Source organism: Variovorax sp. GW821-FHT09B01 (genome assembly GCF_059418345.1).
In genome coordinates, this window is sequence record NZ_JBWKPQ010000005.1 from 388,057 (window position 1) to 406,362 (window position 18,306).

The 18,306-nt window shown below is 66.6% G+C and carries 17 protein-coding genes and 3 pseudogenes; 9 read left to right on the top strand and 11 right to left on the bottom strand.

Translation table 11 applies throughout. The features are described from left to right. The first annotated feature begins 12 nt into the window (after positions 1–12). The 5 genes and pseudogenes from AC07RV_RS18545 to AC07RV_RS18565 all read left to right on the top strand — a co-directional run. Entirely contained in the window at positions 13–753 is a 741-nt protein-coding gene (locus AC07RV_RS18545) for a nitroreductase (RefSeq protein WP_444813958.1), read from the top strand. Beyond that, positions 750–2,402 carry an AMP-binding protein gene (locus tag AC07RV_RS18550; RefSeq protein WP_444813959.1) on the top strand — a complete coding sequence of 551 codons (1,653 nt, stop codon included), beginning with the start codon at positions 750–752 and terminating at the stop codon, positions 2,400–2,402. The genes AC07RV_RS18545 and AC07RV_RS18550 overlap by 4 nt, the downstream gene beginning before the upstream one ends. Continuing rightward, the gene (locus tag AC07RV_RS18555; protein WP_139701790.1) at positions 2,395–2,841 is read left to right on the top strand and encodes a MaoC family dehydratase; all 447 of its coding nucleotides are present in this window, start codon (positions 2,395–2,397) and stop codon (positions 2,839–2,841) included. The genes AC07RV_RS18550 and AC07RV_RS18555 overlap by 8 nt, the downstream gene beginning before the upstream one ends. 59 nt (positions 2,842–2,900) lie before the next feature. Next, positions 2,901–4,493 carry a tannase/feruloyl esterase family alpha/beta hydrolase gene (locus tag AC07RV_RS18560; RefSeq protein WP_444813960.1) on the top strand — a complete coding sequence of 531 codons (1,593 nt, stop codon included), beginning with the start codon at positions 2,901–2,903 and terminating at the stop codon, positions 4,491–4,493. Between the two features lie 191 nt (positions 4,494–4,684). Beyond that, positions 4,685–4,916, top strand: a pseudogene (locus AC07RV_RS18565) (IS3 family transposase); the annotation flags it as partial. A gap of 183 nt (positions 4,917–5,099) precedes the next feature. On the opposite strand, the gene AC07RV_RS18570 reads toward AC07RV_RS18565, so the two are convergent. From AC07RV_RS18570 to AC07RV_RS18610, 9 genes are all read right to left on the bottom strand, one after another. After that, on the bottom strand, positions 5,100–6,506 hold the full coding sequence (locus AC07RV_RS18570; protein WP_444813961.1) for an FAD-binding oxidoreductase: 1,407 nt from the start codon (positions 6,504–6,506) through the stop codon (positions 5,100–5,102). A 20-nt stretch (positions 6,507–6,526) separates the two neighbouring features. Next, positions 6,527–7,276, bottom strand: a complete 750-nt coding sequence (locus tag AC07RV_RS18575; protein ID WP_444813962.1) for an ABC transporter ATP-binding protein — start codon at positions 7,274–7,276, stop codon at positions 6,527–6,529. Positions 7,277–7,302: 26 nt separating this feature from the next. Continuing rightward, entirely contained in the window at positions 7,303–8,433 is a 1,131-nt protein-coding gene (locus tag AC07RV_RS18580) for an ABC transporter substrate-binding protein (protein WP_431513381.1), read from the bottom strand. 78 nt (positions 8,434–8,511) lie between these two features. Then, on the bottom strand, positions 8,512–10,338 hold the full coding sequence (locus AC07RV_RS18585) for a branched-chain amino acid ABC transporter ATP-binding protein/permease (RefSeq protein ID WP_444813963.1): 1,827 nt from the start codon (positions 10,336–10,338) through the stop codon (positions 8,512–8,514). A gap of 10 nt (positions 10,339–10,348) precedes the next feature. After that, positions 10,349–11,221 carry a branched-chain amino acid ABC transporter permease gene (locus AC07RV_RS18590; protein ID WP_208509521.1) on the bottom strand — a complete coding sequence of 291 codons (873 nt, stop codon included), beginning with the start codon at positions 11,219–11,221 and terminating at the stop codon, positions 10,349–10,351. A 54-nt stretch (positions 11,222–11,275) separates the two neighbouring features. Beyond that, positions 11,276–11,872 carry a DAK2 domain-containing protein gene (locus AC07RV_RS18595; protein ID WP_413765021.1) on the bottom strand — a complete coding sequence of 199 codons (597 nt, stop codon included), beginning with the start codon at positions 11,870–11,872 and terminating at the stop codon, positions 11,276–11,278. Continuing rightward, on the bottom strand, positions 11,872–12,870 hold the full coding sequence (locus AC07RV_RS18600) for a dihydroxyacetone kinase subunit DhaK (protein ID WP_444813964.1): 999 nt from the start codon (positions 12,868–12,870) through the stop codon (positions 11,872–11,874). The genes AC07RV_RS18595 and AC07RV_RS18600 overlap by 1 nt, the downstream gene beginning before the upstream one ends. Before the next feature lie 153 nt (positions 12,871–13,023). After that, positions 13,024–14,004: a Bug family tripartite tricarboxylate transporter substrate binding protein gene (locus tag AC07RV_RS18605; protein ID WP_413765022.1), complete on the bottom strand. Its 981-nt coding sequence runs from the start codon at positions 14,002–14,004 to the stop codon at positions 13,024–13,026. 38 nt (positions 14,005–14,042) lie between these two features. Continuing rightward, entirely contained in the window at positions 14,043–14,933 is an 891-nt protein-coding gene (locus AC07RV_RS18610) for a dihydrodipicolinate synthase family protein (RefSeq protein WP_296739092.1), read from the bottom strand. Positions 14,934–15,092: 159 nt separating this feature from the next. Here AC07RV_RS18610 and AC07RV_RS18615 point away from each other — a divergent pair, with 159 nt between their 5' ends. The 4 genes and pseudogenes from AC07RV_RS18615 (at position 15,093) to AC07RV_RS18630 (ending at position 17,017) form a co-directional block, all read left to right on the top strand. Beyond that, positions 15,093–15,872 carry a GntR family transcriptional regulator gene (locus AC07RV_RS18615; RefSeq protein ID WP_444813965.1) on the top strand — a complete coding sequence of 260 codons (780 nt, stop codon included), beginning with the start codon at positions 15,093–15,095 and terminating at the stop codon, positions 15,870–15,872. Positions 15,873–15,932: 60 nt separating this feature from the next. Next, a pseudogene (locus AC07RV_RS18620) lies at positions 15,933–16,249 on the top strand (transposase domain-containing protein); the annotation flags it as partial. 126 nt (positions 16,250–16,375) lie between these two features. Then, positions 16,376–16,757 (top strand): annotated as a pseudogene (locus AC07RV_RS18625) (DDE-type integrase/transposase/recombinase); the annotation flags it as partial. Positions 16,758–16,786: 29 nt separating this feature from the next. Continuing rightward, positions 16,787–17,017, top strand: coding sequence for an integrase core domain-containing protein (locus tag AC07RV_RS18630; RefSeq protein ID WP_444813998.1), 231 nt, complete (start codon positions 16,787–16,789; stop codon positions 17,015–17,017). Positions 17,018–17,044: 27 nt separating this feature from the next. Here AC07RV_RS18630 and AC07RV_RS18635 read toward each other — a convergent pair whose 3' ends face one another. Both AC07RV_RS18635 and nthB read right to left on the bottom strand, forming a co-directional pair. Further along, positions 17,045–17,746, bottom strand: a complete 702-nt coding sequence (locus tag AC07RV_RS18635; RefSeq protein ID WP_444813966.1) for an SDR family NAD(P)-dependent oxidoreductase — start codon at positions 17,744–17,746, stop codon at positions 17,045–17,047. Then, a complete protein-coding gene (nthB, locus tag AC07RV_RS18640; protein ID WP_444813967.1) occupies positions 17,674–18,291 on the bottom strand; it encodes a nitrile hydratase subunit beta in 618 nt (205 codons plus the stop codon). Before nthB ends, AC07RV_RS18635 begins: the two co-directional genes overlap by 73 nt. Positions 18,292–18,306: the final 15 nt, after the last annotated feature.

An 18,306-nucleotide genomic window follows, 5' to 3' on the forward strand; every position in this document is an offset into this window, starting at 1 on the left:
AAGGAAACCCCAATGAACCGAATGATGGCGCCACCGCTGGAGGCACACGCGCTGCAAGGAGCGGTCGACTGGGCCATTGCCACCCGGCGCAGCGTCAGGGCGTTCTTGCCCCGGCCGGTGCCCCGGGAAGAGGTTGAGGCGATCCTCTCGACGGCGCGCTACAGCGCCTCCGGCATGAACATGCAGCCCTGGCATGTGCATGTGCTGACGGGGCCTGCCAAGACCCGTCTGTCGGCGGCGATTGCCGCGCTCGACGACGATCCCGGCCGGTCGGGCGAGCTGCTCGAGCCCTACGACTACTACCCGCGCGAATGGTGTTCTCCCTACCTGGAACGACGCCGCAAGGTCGGCTGGGACCTCTACGGATTGCTCGGCATCGCCAAGGGCGACAAGCAGCGCATGCACCTGCAGCACGGTCGCAACTACCGCTTCTTCGATGCGCCCGTGGGCCTGTTCTTCACGGTGGACCGCGAACTCGAGGAGGGCAGCCTGCTGGACTACGGCATGTTCCTGCAGAGCGTGATGGTGGCCGCGCGCGGCCGCAACCTCCACACCTGCCCGCAGGCCGCGTTCCTGAAATTCCATCGCCAGATCGCGGACCTGCTGGACATTCCCGCCGGCCAGATGCTGGTCTGCGGCATGAGCCTGGGCTACGCCGACACCTCGTCGGTCGAGAACTCGCTCGTTACCGAGCGCGAGCCAGTCTCCGCGTTTACGACCTTCCACGACACCTCCAAGGAGACCTCCGCATGAGCGCGCCATCCTATGCACGGGGCCTCGAACGCTGCGCGGCAAATCATGTGCCGCTCACGCCGCTGGGCTTTCTCGACCGCGCGGCGCTCGCGCATCCGAACCGCGTGGCGGTGGTGCACGGCGAGTTGAGGCGAACCTGGACGCAGACGCGCGAGCGCTGCCATCGCCTGGCGTCCGCGCTGGCGATGCGAGGCATCGAACCGGGCGACACCGTCTCGGTGCTCGCGCCCAACACGCCGGCCATGCTGGAGGCCCACTTCGGCATTCCGCTGGCCGGCGCGGTGCTCAACGCAATCAACCATCGCCTGGATGCCGAAGGCATCGCGTTCATCCTGCGCCACGGCGAGTGCAAATTGCTGATGGTCGATCGCGAGTTCGCCGCCACGGTGGCCGCAGCGCTAAAGCTGCTCGACCGTGCGCCTGCGGTCATCGACATCAACGACCACCTCGCACCACCCGGCGAACCCATCGGCGAGACCGACTACGAATCGCTGCTGGCGATCGGAGACCCGGACTTTGCTGGTCGTTGGCCCAGCGACGAGTGGCAACCCATCGCCCTGAACTACACCTCCGGCACGACCGGAGACCCCAAGGGCGTGGTCGCCAGCCATCGCGGCACCTACCTCATGAGCCTGCTGCAGATCACGAACTGGGCAATGCCACGGGCGCCGAAGTACCTGTGGACCTTGCCCATGTTCCACGCGAACGGATGGTGCTTCACTTGGGCCGTGACTGCGGCGGCGGGCACCCATGTCTGCCTGCGCCGGGTGTCTGCCGACGTCGTGCTGGAGGCCATCGAGCGCCATCAGATCGATCACCTCTGCGCAGCGCCAGTCGTGATGGCAATGCTCGCGGACGCGGCGAAAGACACCCGGCTGCCGCGCCCCGTGCGCGTGCTCACGGCCGGCTCGCCACCGCCGCTCGCCGTGCTGAATGCGGTGCTGGCGATGGGCTTCGACGTGGAGCACGTCTTCGGCATCACGGAGGTTTCGGGTACGCCGGTGAGTTGCGTGTGGCAGGACGGCTGGGACGATCTGGCGCCCGCCGAGCAGGGTGCGCTGCGCGTGCGCCAGGGCGTGCGCGCCGCCATGTTCGAAGGCCTCATGGTCGGCGACGCCGACACCCTCGAGCCCGTCGTGCCCGACGGCATGTCGGCTGGGGAACTCATGCTGCGCGGCAACACCGTGATGATGGGCTACTTCAAGAACGAGGCGGCAACGCGCAAGGCGCTCGCCGAGGGCTGGTTCCGCACCGGCGACGTCGCGGTCCTGCATGCCAACGGGTATGCGCAGATCACCGATCGGTCGAAGGACGTGATCATCTCGGGCGGCGAGAACATCTCGTCGGTCGAAGTCGAAGACGTCATCCATGGACACCCGGCGGTGCTGCATGCCGCCGTGGTGGCGCAGCCCGACCCCAAGTGGGGCGAGGTGCCGTGCGTGTTCATCGAGCTGAAGGCCGGTGTCGCCGCGCCCACCGAGCAGGAGATCATTGCGTTCTGCCGCGAGCGGCTGGCGCACTTCAAGTGTCCGCGCCGCGTGATCTTCATCCCCTTGCCGAAGACGGCCACGGGAAAGATCCAGAAGTTCCGCTTGCGCCAGCAGGCCGGAAGCCAGGACGCCATCACCCGGCTCGCGAGCCATGGTTGAGTGCGAAGCGGCCGCGGCCCTGGGGCCTGTCGGGCCCGGCTATCGCTTCTCGCGACCCCACACCTTCGACGAAGCGCAAGTGCGTGCCTTCGCGCTGGCCGCGGGAGACGAGAACCCGCTGCACCACGATGCCGCGTTTGCACAGGGCACGCGCTTCGGCGGCTTGATCGCTAGTGCGACCCACACCACCTCGCTGCTGATGGGGCTGACCGCCAGTCACTTCGCCACGAGGGGCAAGGTGCTGGGCATGAACTTCTCGGTCGACCTGCTGCGTCCCGTACGGGCGAGCGAGACGGTACTCATCGAGTGGCGCGTGACGTCGATGGCCGCGCATTCGAAGGGCGGCTGCGTTCTCGAATTGCAAGGTGCGATCAAGAGCGCAGACGACAGGACCAGCGTGCTCGCGCAGGGCACGGTGCTTTTCACGCCCGCCGCATGAGTGCCTTCCGCGCCAGCGTGCGCGTTCACGGGGGCATTGCCCCAACAAGGAGACAAAGAATGAAGATGGCCCCTCTCACATGCCGACGCGACACCCACCGGCGCATCACCTCGTGGTCCGTGGTGGCTGCTGCGGCGCTGCTTGCTTCCTGCGGCGGCAGCGGCAGCGGTGGTGGCAACTCGCCACCCGCGCTGTTCCCGTCCGGTGCCGGAAGCGCGCAGGCTGCGTGCAACAGCTTCCTGAGCCGGGCCTTCGAAGGCGCCACGATCACGCAGGCGACGCTGACGCCCCAGACAGACACCACGCCGGAGACCTGCACCGTGCGCGGCGAGATGCCGCCGGAACTCGCTTTCGAAGTCAAGCTGCCCAGCAGCTGGAACCAGCGTGTCCTGTTTATCGGCGGCGGCGGCTTCGACGGCGCCATCTACCCCAGCGCCTACAGCCCTGGCGTCGCGGAAAGCGGCTACGCGACCATCGCGACGAACCATGGACACGATGCGGCCAAGCATCCCAATGGCTCCTTCGCTATGGACCCCCAGTTGCTTCAGGACTACGCGGACGGTGCCGTGCCCAAAGTGCTTGCATCGGCGAAGGCCGTGCTCCGCTCGCGCTATGGCGAATCGGTCGGCCGCTCGAAGTTTGTCTACGAGGGCTGTTCGGGCGGTGGGCGTCAGGCGTTGATCCAGGCGCAACGGCATCCCGATCTGTTCGACGGCGTGATCGCGCGCGCCCCGGCCAATGCCTACACGGGCCAGTTCCTCTGGTATCAAAAAATACTCAAGCAGCTGGCCCAGCCCGAGGCGGGCCTGAGCATCCCGAAGGTCAAGACCCTCGCGAACTTCATGCAGTCCCAATGCGATGCACTCGACGGCCTGAAGGACGGCATCATCAGCCACCCCGAGGCCTGCAAGCCCGATCTGGCCAAGCTCCGATGCACGGGCGCCGACGCAGACTCTTGCCTGACCGATGCGCAGCTGGCGTCCGCCAAGGTCCTGTACGAGCCCACCGACGTGGCGGGTGGTCGCTACACATGGCCGGCCTTTCCCTATGTCGGCGGCGAGACCGCCGACGACGCATCGTGGCAGGCCATCGGAGGCACCACGCTTCAGATTCTCGGCGGCGACTACATGAAGTACTTCGTGGCGCAAGACCCGTCCGCAGACCCGCTGAACGTCGACCCGCTGCAGTACACGAACCGACTCGACCACCTCGCCCGATTGATCGATGCAGTCAACCCCGACCTGAGCGGGTTCCGGGCCCGCAACGGCAAGATGCTGCTCATGCACGGCACCACCGACTGGCTGATCACGCACAACAACACCACGGACTACTACCGCAAGGTCGTCGCCGCAGCGGGCGGGCAGGCCGCGGCCGACCGGTTCGTCGAGTACTACGTGCTGGCAGGCAACGACCACTGCGCCGCCACGCCGGCAGGCGGCAAGGGCCCGGACAGCGTCGACCTCATCACCCCGATGTTCGACTGGATCGAAACCGGCACCCATCCCAGCGCCCACGAGATCGTGGCCACGCGCAGCGTCGAGCCGGGCAAGGGCATGCAGCGGCCGATGTGCAGGCACCCGCAGTTTCCAAAATACAACGGCACCGGCGATCCCGACGCGGCGTCCAGCTTCACCTGCACGTCACCTAGCTAGGCTTAGTGGCGCTGTGTACGCAGCAGTGTTGGCATAGGCTGATCTGTGAAGGCATTCACGAAGAGAACGCGCGTCGCCCGTTCTGGGTGGCGCGGGAAGGATTCGACACGCGCTGTGCATTCAATGGATACGGTGTCCTCCTGCTGATTTCTCGCACCCTCTGGCCGCCGAAGTGCGCAACTTCGGCGGAAGGCATCACCTGCAGCATGAGCCGCGCGGGGCGAGGTCTGGGACAACTCGGCCATGGAGAGCTTCTTCAGTTCATTGAAGACCGAGCGCACAGCCAGAAAGGTGTATCGGTCCAGGGAACAGGCCTGCGCCGATGTGTTCGACTACATCGAGCGGCTCTACAACCCGACGCGTCGTCATTCGACGCTCGGCTACGTCAGCCCGATACAGTTCGAGAAAGCTCAAAAAGCTTAGGTCGGTGTCTATGAGACCGGCAGCAGCCCATTCCATGTGCTATCCAGAAGCCATCCTGCGCCGCATCGTCCGGGCCCTTTGCATGGACTGCCACAGGTGACTCGATCCTTAAGGAACCGCATCGACTTTGCTGGCCTACCAGAGGGAGAGCACACTAGCCGTGGTTGGACGTTCGCAAGGTGGCTACATCCTCAGCATCTTCCCCGGGTTCATGATGCCGAGCGGATCGAGTGCGCGCTTGATGTCGCGCATGAGATCGATGGCTTCGCCATGCTCGATCTCGATTTGCCCGATGCGGTGCAGGCCGACGCCGTGCTCGCCGGTGCAGGTGCCGCCGAGGCGGATCGCGCGCAGCGCCACGTCCTCGGCCAGGGCCTCCGCCTTGCCCCGTGCCGCAGGATCGTTGTCGTCGTAGATGATGCCCAGATGGAAGTTGCCATCGCCCACGTGGCCGACGATGGGCGCGTACAGGCCGCTTTCACGGATGGCGGCCTCGGTTTCGGTGATGCATTCCACCAGCGCAGAGATGGGTACGCATGCGTCCGTACCCATGGAGCTCCAGCCGGGGTGCATCGCGAGGTTGGCGTGGTAACAGGAGTGCCGCGCCTTCCACAGCCTGGAGCGGTCTTCGGGTCGGTGGGCGTAACGAAACCCGCTGCCGCCATTGTCGAGCGCAAGTGATTCCACTGTCGCGACCTGTTCCGCCACGGCGCTTTCGCTGCCGTGGAACTCGATAAACAGGGTGGGGCGGGGCTCGAACTCGTCGAGCTTCGAGTAGCGGATGCAGGCGTCCATCTGTACTTCGTTGAGAAGCTCGATGCGCGCGACCGGCACGCCCAGCTGCAGCGTGGCGATCACGGTGTCCATGGCGGCGCGCAGGCTGTCGAACTGGCACACGGCCGCTGTGACGTGCTCCGGCAGGCCGAAAAGGCGCAGCTGCACCTCGGTGATGATTCCCAGCAAGCCTTCGCTTCCGACGTACAGCCGTGTCAGGTCGAGGCCCGATGCCGACTTGCGCGCGCGCGTGCCAGTACGCACGATGCGTCCGTCGGGTGTGACTACCGTCAGGCCCATGACGGTTTCACGCATGGTGCCGTAGCGCACCGCGGCAGTGCCGGAGGCCCGCGTCGAGGCCATGCCGCCCAGCGATGCGTTGGCGCCGGGGTCCACCGCGAAGAAAAGTCCGCTGGCGCGCAGGTGCTCGTTGAGCTGCTCGCGCGTCACGCCCGCCTGCACGCGGCAGTCCATTGATTCGGTGGAGACTTCGAGCACGCGGTCCATGCGCGAGACGTCGATGCAGACGCCGCCGTGGATCGCCGCGACATGGCCCTCCATCGATGTGCCGCTGCCGAAGGCGATGACCGGGACCGCCTCACGGTGGCACAGCTTCAGGGCGGCCGCCACTTCCTCGTTGTTCAGGGGGAACAGGACCACGTCGGGCTGGCCGGGGTCCGGTAGGCCCTCACCATGGCTGTGGTGTGCGCGTACCGCCGCGGACGTGACGGCGCGATTTTCAAGGATCGCCCGGAACTCGGGCATGAGGGATTCGACCGCGGCAGCGGTCTGGGCAAGTGTCTGGTGGAAGGACATGGTCTGTTGTGGGGGGCGCATCAGGCCCCGAGGTAAGCGTCCCGCACATGGTCGTCGTGCAGCAGCTGCGCGGCGGAGCCTTCGAGTGCGATTCGCCCGCCTTCGAGCACATAGCCGTGGTCGGCAACGCTCAGCGCAGCGAATGCGTTCTGCTCGACGATCACGACAGTGCGCCCGGCGCGCGCGATGCGGCGGATGTCGAGGAACATCTCGGTCGTGAGCTTGGGCGACAGGCCCATCGACGGTTCGTCCAGCAGCAGGATGCGGGGACCGGCCATCAGGCCGCGTGCGATCGCCAGCATCTGCTGTTCGCCGCCGGACAGCACCCCGCCCATTTCCCCAGCCTTGTGCTTGAGCACCGGGAAAAGCTCGTAGATCTCGTCCAGCGTGGCGCTGACCGCGCCCTTGTCGCGCCGACGCACATAAGCGCCGACCTCCAAGTTCTCCTTGACGCTCAGTGTCGAGAAGATCCGCCGCCGCTGGGGCACGCAGGCAATGCCCGATGCGACGATCTGCTCCACGGAAAGCGCGCCGATGTCACGGCCTCCAAACTCCACGCGCCCCGCGCCGGCCTTCAGCCGGCCCACGATCAGGTTCAGGGTGGTCGACTTGCCCGCGCCGTTCGCGCCGATGACCGCGACGATCTGGCCCGCATAGGCGCTGATCGACAGGTCGAACAGGATCTGCACCTTGCCGTAGAACACGTCGACGTGCGAGAGCTCGAGTTCGGGCCGCTCGGCGACCATGGCACGCGGCAGGTCTGCTTGCATCATGGGGTTCCTCGCTGCGCCGGGGCTCAGAACTTCACCGCCGAGCGAACGACCGGCTGACCGCCTTTGATCTCCACGATGTTGACCTGCCGGTTGCAGTCGCCGGCCTTGTCGCACTTGTAGTCCGCGAGCAGGCCGCTGTAGCTCACCCTGGAGAACGCCTCGCGGATCTTCTCCACGTCGGGGGACCGTGCTTCGTTGATGGCCCTGGCGGCGAGGATGGTCGCGTCGAAGTAGGTGGCGGACCACACGTCGGGCGCCATCCTGTACTTCGCCTCGTACTTCTTCACGAAGGCCTGTACGGCGGGGTTGGGATCCGTCGGCACGAAGTAGGAGGCGCTCATCGAGCCTTCCGCGGCACTGCCGGCCAGTTTGAGGAACGCTTCCTCGGACAGCACGGCGCCCGCGAACTTGAAGGGCAGGCCGAACTGCTTGGCCTGGCGCAGGATCAGCGCCGCATCCGTGTCGTGCGCCCACAGGATGACCAGCTCCGCACCGGCCTTCTGCAGCTTGGCGAGCTGCGCCGAGTAGTCCTTGTCGCTGGGGTTGTGGCTTTCCACGGCGACGGGCTTCAGCCCCAGCGAAGCCATCTGGGCGACCACGCGCGCCTGCCCCGACTTTCCGAAGTCGTCGTTGGCATAGAAGATGGCCGTCTTCTCCCCGGCCTTGAGTTCCTTCTGGGCATAGGCGATCAGCGCCTTGGCCTGCACGTCGTCGTCGGAGCGCGTGCGGATCACGTAGTTGCAGCCGCTGTGCGTGATGGCCACCGAGGTACCGCCGGTGAGCGACACCACCTTGCCGTTGCAGTAGGTCTTCTGCGTGGCCATCTGGGTGACCGAGTAGTGCGGGCCGATCATCACCGGCACCTTGCTGACCTGCATCAGCTTGTTCACCGCGTTGATCGCGCCGTTCGGGTTGTCGCCCTGGTCATCCTCGAACACGACCTCCAGCGGCTTGCCCAGCACGCCGCCCGCGGCGTTGATCTCCGTGACCGCGAGCTCCACGCCCTGCTTGAAGTTGCGTCCGACGAGCGCTTTGGGGCCCGTCTGCGGCAGCGAGACGCCGATGAGCGCATCGGCCATCGCGGGCAGCGAGAGCGCGAGCGACGCTGCGGCGATCCATGCGCGGCGTGACGAGGGAACGGTAGTCTTCTTCATGCTTTTATCTCCAGTGGATGGCGCGGTGCGCATTGATCTAAGAGGGAACGAAAACGGGGAGGGCGCATAGCCGGCGGCTCAGCCCGCCACCGGCTGGGCGGTGAGCGGGGGCGCGGCCTCTTCGGGCACGCGTTCGCCCAGGTAGGCCTCGATCACCGCCGGCGTGTTCATGACCTCGGCCGGCGCGCCATCCGCGATCTTGTGGCCCAGGTTGAGCACCACGACGCGATCGCACATGTTCATGACCAGCTTGATGCGGTGCTCCACCACGAGGATCGACATGCCCTGCGCGCGCAGGTGCTGCAGGATCTGCGCGAGTTCCAGGATCAGCCCGCCGCGCAGTCCCGCCGCAGGCTCGTCGAGCAGCAGCAGGCGGGGCCTGTTGACGATCGCGCGCGCCATCTCCACCAGCCGGCTCTGGCCGAAGGACAGGTCGCCGCCGCGCCGGTATGCGAGGTGCGCGACGCCCATGCTGTTCAGGGCCTCGAGCGCCGCCGTGCGGCAGAGCGCTTCGCGTTGGCCGGACGCGCCCTCCGGCGGCCGCCACGCGACCATGACGTTCTCCAGCACCGTCATCGATTCCCAGAGCCGCACGTTCTGAAAGATGCGGGCCACGCCCTTCGCGTGGATCGACCATGGCGCATGGTTGTCGATGCGCTCGCCTGCCAGTTCGATGCCACCTTCCACGCCCACGGTGCCCGAGCAGGCGTTGATCATGGTCGACTTGCCCGATCCGTTCGGGCCGATCAGCCCGAGGATCTCGCCGCGGCGCACGTCGAACGCGACGTCGTCGAGGGCTTTGACGCCGCCGAAGCTGCGCGACACGCGGCGCACTTGGAGCAGGGGCTCGCCGCTCACGGGAACCGGCGTGCGGCCGGCCAAGGCTGCGCTCGCGGCGCAGGCGGCCGCACCGAGGTTCAGCGGCGCGGCGGGTGCTTCGCCCACCGGATCGCGCCGGCCCGTCAGGAACGCGCCGAGCAGCCAGTCGCCGACCACGCCGAGGCCGCGCGGCGCAAGCAGCAGGATCGCCACCACGCCGATGCCGAACGCGGCCAGGTAATAGGTCTGGAGGCCGCGCAGTGCCTCGGGCAGCACGGTGATCACCACCGCGCCAAGGAAGGTGCCGGCGATCGAGCCCAGGCCGCCGAGCACCACCATCAACATCATCTTGATGCTCTCGAAGACCGTGAAGTTGTTTGGTGCCGCGAACCCGACCAGCAGGACGTAGAGGCCGCCAGCCAGCGAGGCCCAGACGCTGCACACCGCGAAGGCGATGGTCTTCACGCGGCGCGAATCGACGCCCATGGCCTCGGCGGCGATCTCGTCGTCGCGCACCGCACGCATGTCGCGGCCGATGCGCGAGCGCTGGAGCCAGACCATCGCGGCGTAGGCCGCCAGGCTCAGCAAGAGCAGCGGAAAGTAGAGCTGCTTGTCGATGTGATCGCCCAGCGCGGGGATGTTCAACGTCGGGATGTCGCGCATGCCCATCGGCCCGCCGGTGAGGGCTTCTTCGTTGAGCGCGACCATGCGGAAGATCTCGTTGAGCGCGAGCGTCACGATGGCGAGGTAATGGCCCTTGATGCGCGTGCTCACCGCGCCCAGCAACACGCCCACGGCGGCGCTCAGCAGCATGGCGGCGGGAAGCGCCACGAACCAGGGCAGCGACACGCGCATCATGAGCAGCGCCGTGGCATACGCGCCGAAGCCCACGAGCGCGGCCTGCCCGAGCACGATCTGCCCGGTGATGCCGGTTGCCACTTGCAGGCCCAGCGCGGCGATCGCGAAGATCCACGCCAGGTTGAGCACGTGCAGGTAGTAGATGTTGAGATCGAGTGCGATCGGCAGCGCCAGCGCGGCGAGCACGGCGACCCACGCCAGGGAGCGCATCCAGGTGTTGTTGTGCATGATGGACTCCTCAGGCGCGGTCGGCGTTGCGTTCCGGAAGGATCCCCTGCGGGCGCAGCAGCAGGAAGATCAGCAGCACGCCGAACGCGATCGCGTCCTTGTAGGTGGAGGAGATGGTGAACGCGCCGACGTTCTCGATCACCCCGAGCAGGACGCCGCCGAGGATGGCACCCGGCACGCTGCCGAAGCCGCCGATGATCATCGCGACGAATCCCTTCAGCCCCACGAGCGTGCCCATCTCGGTCGTCACGTAGAACAGCGGCGCAAGCAGGATGCCCGCGAGCGCGGCCAGCACCGAGGAGAACGCGAACGTGCCGGCCAGCACGCGGTTGACTGGAATGCCCATGAGCTGGGCGGTCTCGCGATCCAGCGCGGTGGCGCGCATGACCTTGCCGATGGTGGTGTAGCGCAGGGCCAGGTACTGCAGCACCATCACCAGCACCACGACGACCATGATCACGAGCTGCTGCACCGGAATGCGCAGGCCGCCCACGTCGATCACGCCATCGCCGAACGGGCTGGCGTACAGCAGCGGCTCGGGTCCGTAGATGATGCGGGCCATCTCCTTGAGAAAGATGCCGAAGCCCACGGTCGCGATGATGGCCACCAGCGCCTTCTGGCGCTGCAGCCGGGCGAACACGAGCCGCGAGAACAGTGCCCCCAGCAACGCCATCACCGCGGCAGTCAGCAGCGCGGCGAGCCAGAAGGGCAGGTGCATGCTCGTCGTGAAGGTGGCGACGAAGACGAACGCGGAAAAGGTCAGGAACTCGCCGGCTGCGAAGTTCACGATCGCCATCGTGTTCCAGACGTAGGCGTAGCCGAGCGCGATCAGCGCGTAGATGCAACCCATGGCGAGGCCGCTGACGATCACTTGTCCGAGCATTTCGTTCTGTCTCCGTGTTCGTTTTTCTTTGGTGAGGGGCGCGGGTGGGTGCCGTCAGAGCGTGTCGACCATGCGCTGCAGCGCGACCATGCCGGGGTCGTCCAGGCCGATGGTCTTGTCCGCGAACATGCGGGCACGGCCCATGCGGTTGGGCTTGTCGCGGAATGCATCGAGCGATTCGCGCACCGCCGCGCCGGCGAGCGCGAGGGCGGGAGCGTCGGCCGCGGCACCGGACAGGGCGCGCTGGATCGCATCCAGCCCGTCGAGCACGGTCTTGTCGCCGAGGGCGGCGCCGCCGCGCGCGGACAGCGTCGCGATCACTTCGGACAGCAGCGCCGCGACGTCCTGCGTCGAGAGCGACTCTCTGCCGGCACAGTGCTTGCCGGCCGTCATGAGCGCGACGGTCAGCAGCGTGCCGAAGCTCGAGCCGGAGGCCTTCGCCGAGGCCTGCGCGCAGCGCTTGAAGATGCCTTCGAGCGAGTCGGGCAGCCCGGGCAGCGCCTGCTCCATCAGCGTGGCGCACTTGTCGAGCGTGGCGCCCAGGTCGGCGTCGCCGAGGCGGCCGTCGAGGGCGTTGAGTTCCGGGGCGGCGGCATGCATGGCGGCGCACCAGCGCGGCACCGCGCGGGCCAGGACGATGGCATCGAGCATCAGCGCACGCTCCAGAACGGGCAGGTTGCGGGCGCCGCCAGCAGTGCCTCGAGGTCGCGGTCCAGCTTCATCACGCTGAGGGAGGCACCGGCCATTTCCATCGACGTGGCGTAGCGGCCGACAAGCGAGAAGGCGATGTCGACGCCGCGCCCGGCGAGCACGGTCGCGATGCGGCGATAGAGGATGTAGAGCTCCTCGGACGGTGTGGCGCCCAGGCTGTTGACCAGCAGTGCCAGATGGTCGCCGCGCGAGACCGCCAGTTCGGGCAGCACCCGCGCGAGCATCTCGTCGGCCAGGGCGTCGGCGGTCTTGAGCGGACCGCGCCAGATGCCCGGCTCGCCGTGGATGCCCATGCCGAACTCCACTTCGTCGTCGGCGATCTCGAACGAGGGCTTGCCGGACTCCGGCACCACGCAAGGCGTGAGCGCGACGCCGATCGTGCGGCAGGCGGCGTCGGCCTTGCGCGCCGTGGCGGCCACCTCATCGAGCGTCGCGCCCGCGGCCGCCCTGGCGCCGGCGGCTTTGTAGACCAGCACGAGGCCTGCCACCCCGCGGCGCTTCTCGCGCTGCTCGGGCGGTGCGCTCGCGACGTCGTCTGACACGCGCACCGATGCCGTCTTCATGCCCTCAAGTTCGAGCATCTCGGCGGCCATCTCGAAGTTCATGCGGTCGCCGCCGTAGTTCCCGTACAGCTGCAGCACGCCGGCACCGCCGTCGGCCGCGCGCATCGCCTCGATGCAGTCGTCCATGCGTGGTCCGGCGAACACATTGCCGACGGCGCAGCTGTCCAGCAGGCCTTCGCCCACGTAGCCGAGGAAGACGGGCAGGTGGCCCGAACCGCCGCCGGTGACGATGCCGACCTTGCCAGCGACGGCGCCGCCGCGCCTGACCACCACGCGGCCGCCTTCGCCGCGTCGCACCAGCTCCGGATGCGCCAGACAAAGTCCGTCGAGCATTTCGTCGACGTAGGCCTGAGGGTCGTTGAGGATCTTCTTCACGTTGCTGTCTGCCTTGCTCTGTGGAGCGCCCCTGCGTGCGGGCGCGTCCGTGCGCCGGTGGCGGCCGGGCCGCACCGTGCGAATGGATGAATCTGCGAGGGCTTCCGGCGCATTGGCGGGCACCCGGCCCGCGATGCGCAGGAAGCGCGGTCTTCAGTCGACCTTGAGGCGGCCGTCCCGCGTGGCCTGCGTGGCCAGCGCGTATTCGGCATCGAGGATCCGCGCGAATTCCTGCGGCGTGCTCGAGAGCGCGACGCTGCCGAGTTCGCGTGCGCTCGCCACGGTCTGCGGGTCTTTCACGGCCTGCGCGAGCGCCGCGGCCAGCTTGTCCTGGATGTCCTTCGGTGTTCCCGCCGGTGCGAGCACGCCCACGTAGGTGGTGCCGTCGATGTCGCCGAACCCGAGCTCCGCGACCGTCTGAACCCCGGGCAGGGAAGGGTCCTGCACCGGACCCAGCACCGCCAGCGCCTGCAGCGCGCCGCCCTTGATGTGCTGCAGCGAGCTGGTGACCTGGTCGAAATGCACGTCGACCTGGCCACCGATGACGTCCACCAGCGCGGGTCCGGAGCCCTTGTAGCTGACCGTCGTGAACTTCGCCTTCAGCAGGCTCTCGAGTTGGAGCAGCGCCAGGTGGTTGGGCGTGCCGGGCCCGGAGTGCGCCGCCGTGACCTTGCCGTCGCCGGAGCGCGCATAGGCGGCGAACTCCTTGAAGTTCTTGAAGCGGGTCTCGTTTTTGCGCGCGAGCAGCACCATGGAACTCTTGTTGACCAGCCCCAGCGGTGCGAAGCTTGCACGGCTGTAGCTGGTCTTGACCATCTCCGGCACCGTGACGATGACGCCGGCCCCGCACAGCAGCAGCGTGTAGCCGTCGGCCGGCGAGCGCGAGACCTGCATCGCGCCGATCGAGCCGCCTGCGCCTGCGCGGTTGTCCACGATCACCGATTGGCCCAGCACCTTGCCAAGGGCGACGGCGACCGTGCGCGCCACGATGTCCGTGTTGCCGCCCGGCGCGAAGGGCACCACGAGCGTGATCGGCTTGGCCGGAAAGCCCTGTGCCCACGCGGCCGGCAGCAGCGTGGTTCCCAAGGCTGCAGCGGCGCCCATGCCGAGGATCTGCCGACGCTGGATTCTCATGTTCATGTCTCCTGTCTTTCTTGTTTGCGGGGCCCGCTTCAGGCGTCGAAGCGCAGGACGTCTTCCATCGCGGCCTCGATCTTCCTGCGCTGCTCCTCGCCGGTGGCCGGCATCGGCGCGCGCGGCAGGCCGGCTTCGCAGCCCTGCAGCGTGATCGAGGTCTTGATGTTGGCAGGCAGGTTGTCGCCGACCAGCGCGTTCCAGAATGCCAGCATCGACTTGTGCATTTCCAGCGCCTTGACGTGGTCGCCGGCCTGGACCGTGTTCCACAGGTTCACGCAGACGCCGGGCAGGGCCGCGGGTGTGGCGGCGATGGTGCCGTGGGCGCCGAGCGCGAACGACGAGTACAGCAGGGCATCGACGGCGGAGAACACCTTGCAGCCTTCGGGAACGCCGAGCAGCAGGTCGGCCATGAGCTTGAGGTCGCCCTGGCTTTGCTTGATGCCCTGCACGCCGGGCAGCTCCTTCATCAGGCGGATCATCTGGGCCGGGTTCAGGTAGTTCCAAGGCACCACGTTGTAGATCACCACCGGCGTGTCGACCGCCTCAGTCAGGGCCTTGAAGTGGTTGTGGGTGGCCTGCTCGTCCGGCTTGAAGAGATAGTGCACGGGCGTGACCTGCAGGGCGGCGACCGGCAGATGCGCGATCGCCTTGGCGCGGTTGATCGCGTCGCGGGTGCTGTTGGAGATGATGCCGGCCACGATCGGCACCTGGCCTGCCACTTCGGCGGCGGTGATTTCCATGACGCGCTTGAACTCGTCGACGGTGAAGGTGTGGCCTTCGCCGGTGCTGCCGCCCGGGCATACGCCGTGGACCTTCTTGTCGAGATTGAAGCGGATGACCTTGCGGTAGGCCGCCTCGTCGATGCTGCCGTCGGCGGTGAAAGGAGTGACGAGAGGAGGGATGACGCCGGTGAGATCGAGACCCATGGAACTGCTCCGTTCTGAACTGTGAATTGACTGGGGACACGACATTGTCGCGCTGAGGTGAAACTATACGCTGACTAACATGTCAGATGAATGTTAGTATTAACCCTAGATCGGGGACAATGCGCTCCAGCGCCTCGCGCGCCCCTTACGATGACTTCCATGAACACCCCCGCCGTCGCTTTGTCCGACTCTTCCCGGCGCTCGCCTTCGCAAGTGGCCGAGGCTGAGCCGGTGAACCAGCGCAGCCGCGCCTACCAAGGTTTTCGTCAGCAGATCATTGATGCCCGGATCCGACCCGGGCAGTTCGTCTCGCAGCGGGAGTTGATGGAGTTGCTTGAGATGCCACTAGCGGCGGTGCGTGAGTTGGTACCTCGGCTGGAGGCCGCCGGACTGATCAAGACCGTGCCTAAGCGCGGTTTGCAGATAGCGTCCGTCAACATGAAGCTGATTCGCAACGCATGGCAGGTGCGGGCGATGGTTGAGCGCGAGGCGGTGATCAACTTCGCCCGTGCTGCCAGTACGGAAACGCTCAGCCGACTGATCGAGAGCCATGAGGCCATCTTGCAGCGAGCCTTGCAGCCGCAACCCGACGAAGCGCTGGAGCGCGACGCGCAGGTCGTCGACTGGGGGCTGCACGATCTCATGGTGGACGCCATCGGCAATGAGATCCTCTCGGAGATCTATCGGGTAAACAGCCTTCACGTGCGTTTGATTCGCTATGACGCTGACTCTATGCGTCCTGTGCAAGTGGTGCCGGCGATGCGTGAGCACCTGGAGTTTCTGCATGCGCTGGCCGCGCGCGACTTTGATGCGGCACTCGCTCACATGATGTCTCACATCGAGCAATCCAAGCACAGGGTGCTCGCCGGCATGCTGCTCGCAGGACAGGATTCCCCCTACCAGACCAAGGCCATGCGGCCGGAAGTCCTTGGTACTTAGGTGAAGGTACCCGGTCGCTGATGCTTTGCGGTACCGAGTTGGCCCTACGCGGCTCGGCGCGCACCAACGCGCTGGCAGGCGCTGACGCGCTACGTCGATGATGGGCGCATCGAGATCGACAATCGGCCGCAGAGCGGGCCCTGCGTGGCGTGGCCGTGGGAAGGTGCAACTACCTGTTCATGGGCTCCAACGACGGTGGCGAGCCGGCCGCGGCGCTGTACAGCCTGGTGGAAAGCGCCAAGCTCAATGGCATCGATCCCGAAGCATACCTGCGCGAGGTGCTAACACGCATCGCCGAGCACCCGATCAACCGTGTCGAGGAGTTGTTGTCCTGGAACATCGGGCAGCCAGATCAGCCGCAGAGGATGGCTGCGTGAGCTTGCCTAGCGTCGACTCTCGGCTGCTGGAGGTGCTGGGGCGGGCCAGCGGCCTGGAGTTGCTCCAACTTAGCGCCGTCATCGGGCGGATGCTGGCCGAGCCCAAGCGCACCCTGGCCGTGCGCAAGGATCGCGCGCTGCACGGTCGAGCGGCTGATGAAGCGCCTGGCACTGTAGGGCGCGCGCCGAGGCAAGCGTATTCGCGCGACCACGCCAGACACTGCAGCTCCATGCCCCGCTGGACCGAGTCAACCGAACGTTCAAGGTCTAGAACGCCAATGAGTTGTGGGTCTCGGACTTCACCTTCGTTTCGATCTGGCAAGGCTGGCCATACGTGGTCTCCGTCATCGATATGTTTGCCCTGCGCATTGTGGGCTGGCGCGTCAGCCGCCCCATGCAGACCGACTTCGTGCTCGGTGCACTGGAGCAAGCCCTGAACGAACGTCGGCCCGCCGTCAACGCGCCGCTCCACCATTTCGACAGGGGTTCGCCCAGTACGCCAGTCATGAGTACCGCCGGCTGACGGCGGACTTCGGGATGACGATGTCGATGAGCAGGAAGGGAAACGCCTGGGACCACGCGGCGATGGAAAGCTTCTTCAAAACCTTGAAGGTCGAGCGCATCTACCAGGTACGCTATGACACTCGGGCCCAGGCTCGCCTGTACATCGTGGACTGGATCGAGGGCTTCAACAACCGCGTGCGAATTCACTCGGCAAACGGATACCTCGCCTCAATCACAAAAGAGCGCAGCCTCTTGGCTACATGACTTGATGTACGTGCAAACGAGGCACGGTCATGGCGATGGCGGGTTGCGCTTGAGTCGCATGACCTGGCTGTCCGTTTTCGCGCTGTGGGGCCTGACGTCGACAACTCGAGCAGTCGCCTCTCGAACGGGCCAAGGTGGGCCAGGCGCTGCGACGACTAAATCTGGATAGGCCCCGTCTACACATAGGTCAGCTCCGGTGATAAAGCTCGAATCGCTCGAGGCGAGGAAGAGCACCGCCGTGGCAATCTCCTGGGGTCGCCCGAAGCGCCCCATCGGTATGGCGGCGTTCATCGTGTCCTTCCAAGCCTGAGGCGCTGGCTTCGTGAATGGTGTATCAATCGGACCAGGGCTTATGACGTTCACTCTAGTGTTCCGATCCTTCAATTCCACCGTCCAGCCCCTCGCGAAAGCTCGCACGGCAGCCTTGCTAGCGCTGTACACGCTAGCGCCTGGAAGACCCTCAAATGGGCGATCGAGCTGTTCAAGATGATGGAGTGTTGAATTCCGCCGATCTCTGACCCTAGGGAGATGCGGATTCACGCTAACGCCGCGGTCTTCCTGGCCTGCGATGAATCGAAGTACATCAGGGCGCGGCGCTCCCAATCGACGGTGGCGTGACCTGCACGATGGCGCACTGACGCGCGGCAGTCGCTCTATCAGCGCACCGGAACGAGATAGCTCTGATAGACGTCGACCACCACCGAGGCGCCGGGCTCCGCATCGCCCCACAGGTCGGTGGCCTGGAAGCGCACGTGGTACGTGGGCTCGTGGAAGGCCTCCTGCCTGTGGCCGGCCTCGCCGGGAAAGCGCGCCTTGGGCGCCACGCGCAGCACCGTGCCCTCGCGGCCCTGGATGTAGCGGGGCGCGCGCGTGTGGCCCGACGTGTGGTGGTCGCGCACCCGAACGCGCGCACCGATCTCGAAGCCGGGGTGGTCGCGCCGCGCCGCTTCGCCGGCGCCCATCGGCGCGGCCACGGGTATCGCGCCTCCCGCGCGCGCCTCGAGGTCCTCGCGCGTCACCGCGCCCGACTCGATCGCCAGCGTCGTCATGCCGGCGAGCACGCGCTCGAAGTAGCTCATGCCGAGGTACTGGCGGGCCGGCATGCGCTCGATCGCGTGGCGGCCGGCGTCGAAGGTCCACAAGCCCTTCTCGGCGGCCAGTAGCGCCACGGCATAGCTCACGGGTTCCCAGCTGGCGTGGAAAGGGCGCTCGTCCTCGTGCGCGGGCATCGGGCCGAAGCCCTGCATGCCGCCCAGATCCTGAAGTCCGTCCATGGTCCTTGGTTCCTT

Bases quoted from the DNA above. Each gene is read 5' to 3' on its own strand.
- AC07RV_RS18545 (WP_444813958.1), top strand. From the start codon at position 13: ATGAACCGAATGATGGCGCCACCGCTGGAGGCACACGCGCTGCAAGGA.
- AC07RV_RS18550 (WP_444813959.1), top strand. From the start codon at position 750: ATGAGCGCGCCATCCTATGCACGGGGCCTCGAACGCTGCGCGGCAAAT.
- AC07RV_RS18555 (WP_139701790.1), top strand. From the start codon at position 2,395: ATGGTTGAGTGCGAAGCGGCCGCGGCCCTGGGGCCTGTCGGGCCCGGC.
- AC07RV_RS18560 (WP_444813960.1), top strand. From the start codon at position 2,901: ATGAAGATGGCCCCTCTCACATGCCGACGCGACACCCACCGGCGCATC.
- AC07RV_RS18570 (WP_444813961.1), bottom strand. From the start codon at position 6,506: ATGTCCTTCCACCAGACACTTGCCCAGACCGCTGCCGCGGTCGAATCC.
- AC07RV_RS18575 (WP_444813962.1), bottom strand. From the start codon at position 7,276: ATGCAAGCAGACCTGCCGCGTGCCATGGTCGCCGAGCGGCCCGAACTC.
- AC07RV_RS18580 (WP_431513381.1), bottom strand. From the start codon at position 8,433: ATGAAGAAGACTACCGTTCCCTCGTCACGCCGCGCATGGATCGCCGCA.
- AC07RV_RS18585 (WP_444813963.1), bottom strand. From the start codon at position 10,338: ATGCACAACAACACCTGGATGCGCTCCCTGGCGTGGGTCGCCGTGCTC.
- AC07RV_RS18590 (WP_208509521.1), bottom strand. From the start codon at position 11,221: ATGCTCGGACAAGTGATCGTCAGCGGCCTCGCCATGGGTTGCATCTAC.
- AC07RV_RS18595 (WP_413765021.1), bottom strand. From the start codon at position 11,872: ATGCTCGATGCCATCGTCCTGGCCCGCGCGGTGCCGCGCTGGTGCGCC.
- AC07RV_RS18605 (WP_413765022.1), bottom strand. From the start codon at position 14,004: ATGAGAATCCAGCGTCGGCAGATCCTCGGCATGGGCGCCGCTGCAGCC.
- AC07RV_RS18610 (WP_296739092.1), bottom strand. From the start codon at position 14,933: ATGGGTCTCGATCTCACCGGCGTCATCCCTCCTCTCGTCACTCCTTTC.
- AC07RV_RS18615 (WP_444813965.1), top strand. From the start codon at position 15,093: ATGAACACCCCCGCCGTCGCTTTGTCCGACTCTTCCCGGCGCTCGCCT.
- AC07RV_RS18630 (WP_444813998.1), top strand. From the start codon at position 16,787: ATGACGATGTCGATGAGCAGGAAGGGAAACGCCTGGGACCACGCGGCG.
- nthB (WP_444813967.1), bottom strand. From the start codon at position 18,291: ATGGACGGACTTCAGGATCTGGGCGGCATGCAGGGCTTCGGCCCGATG.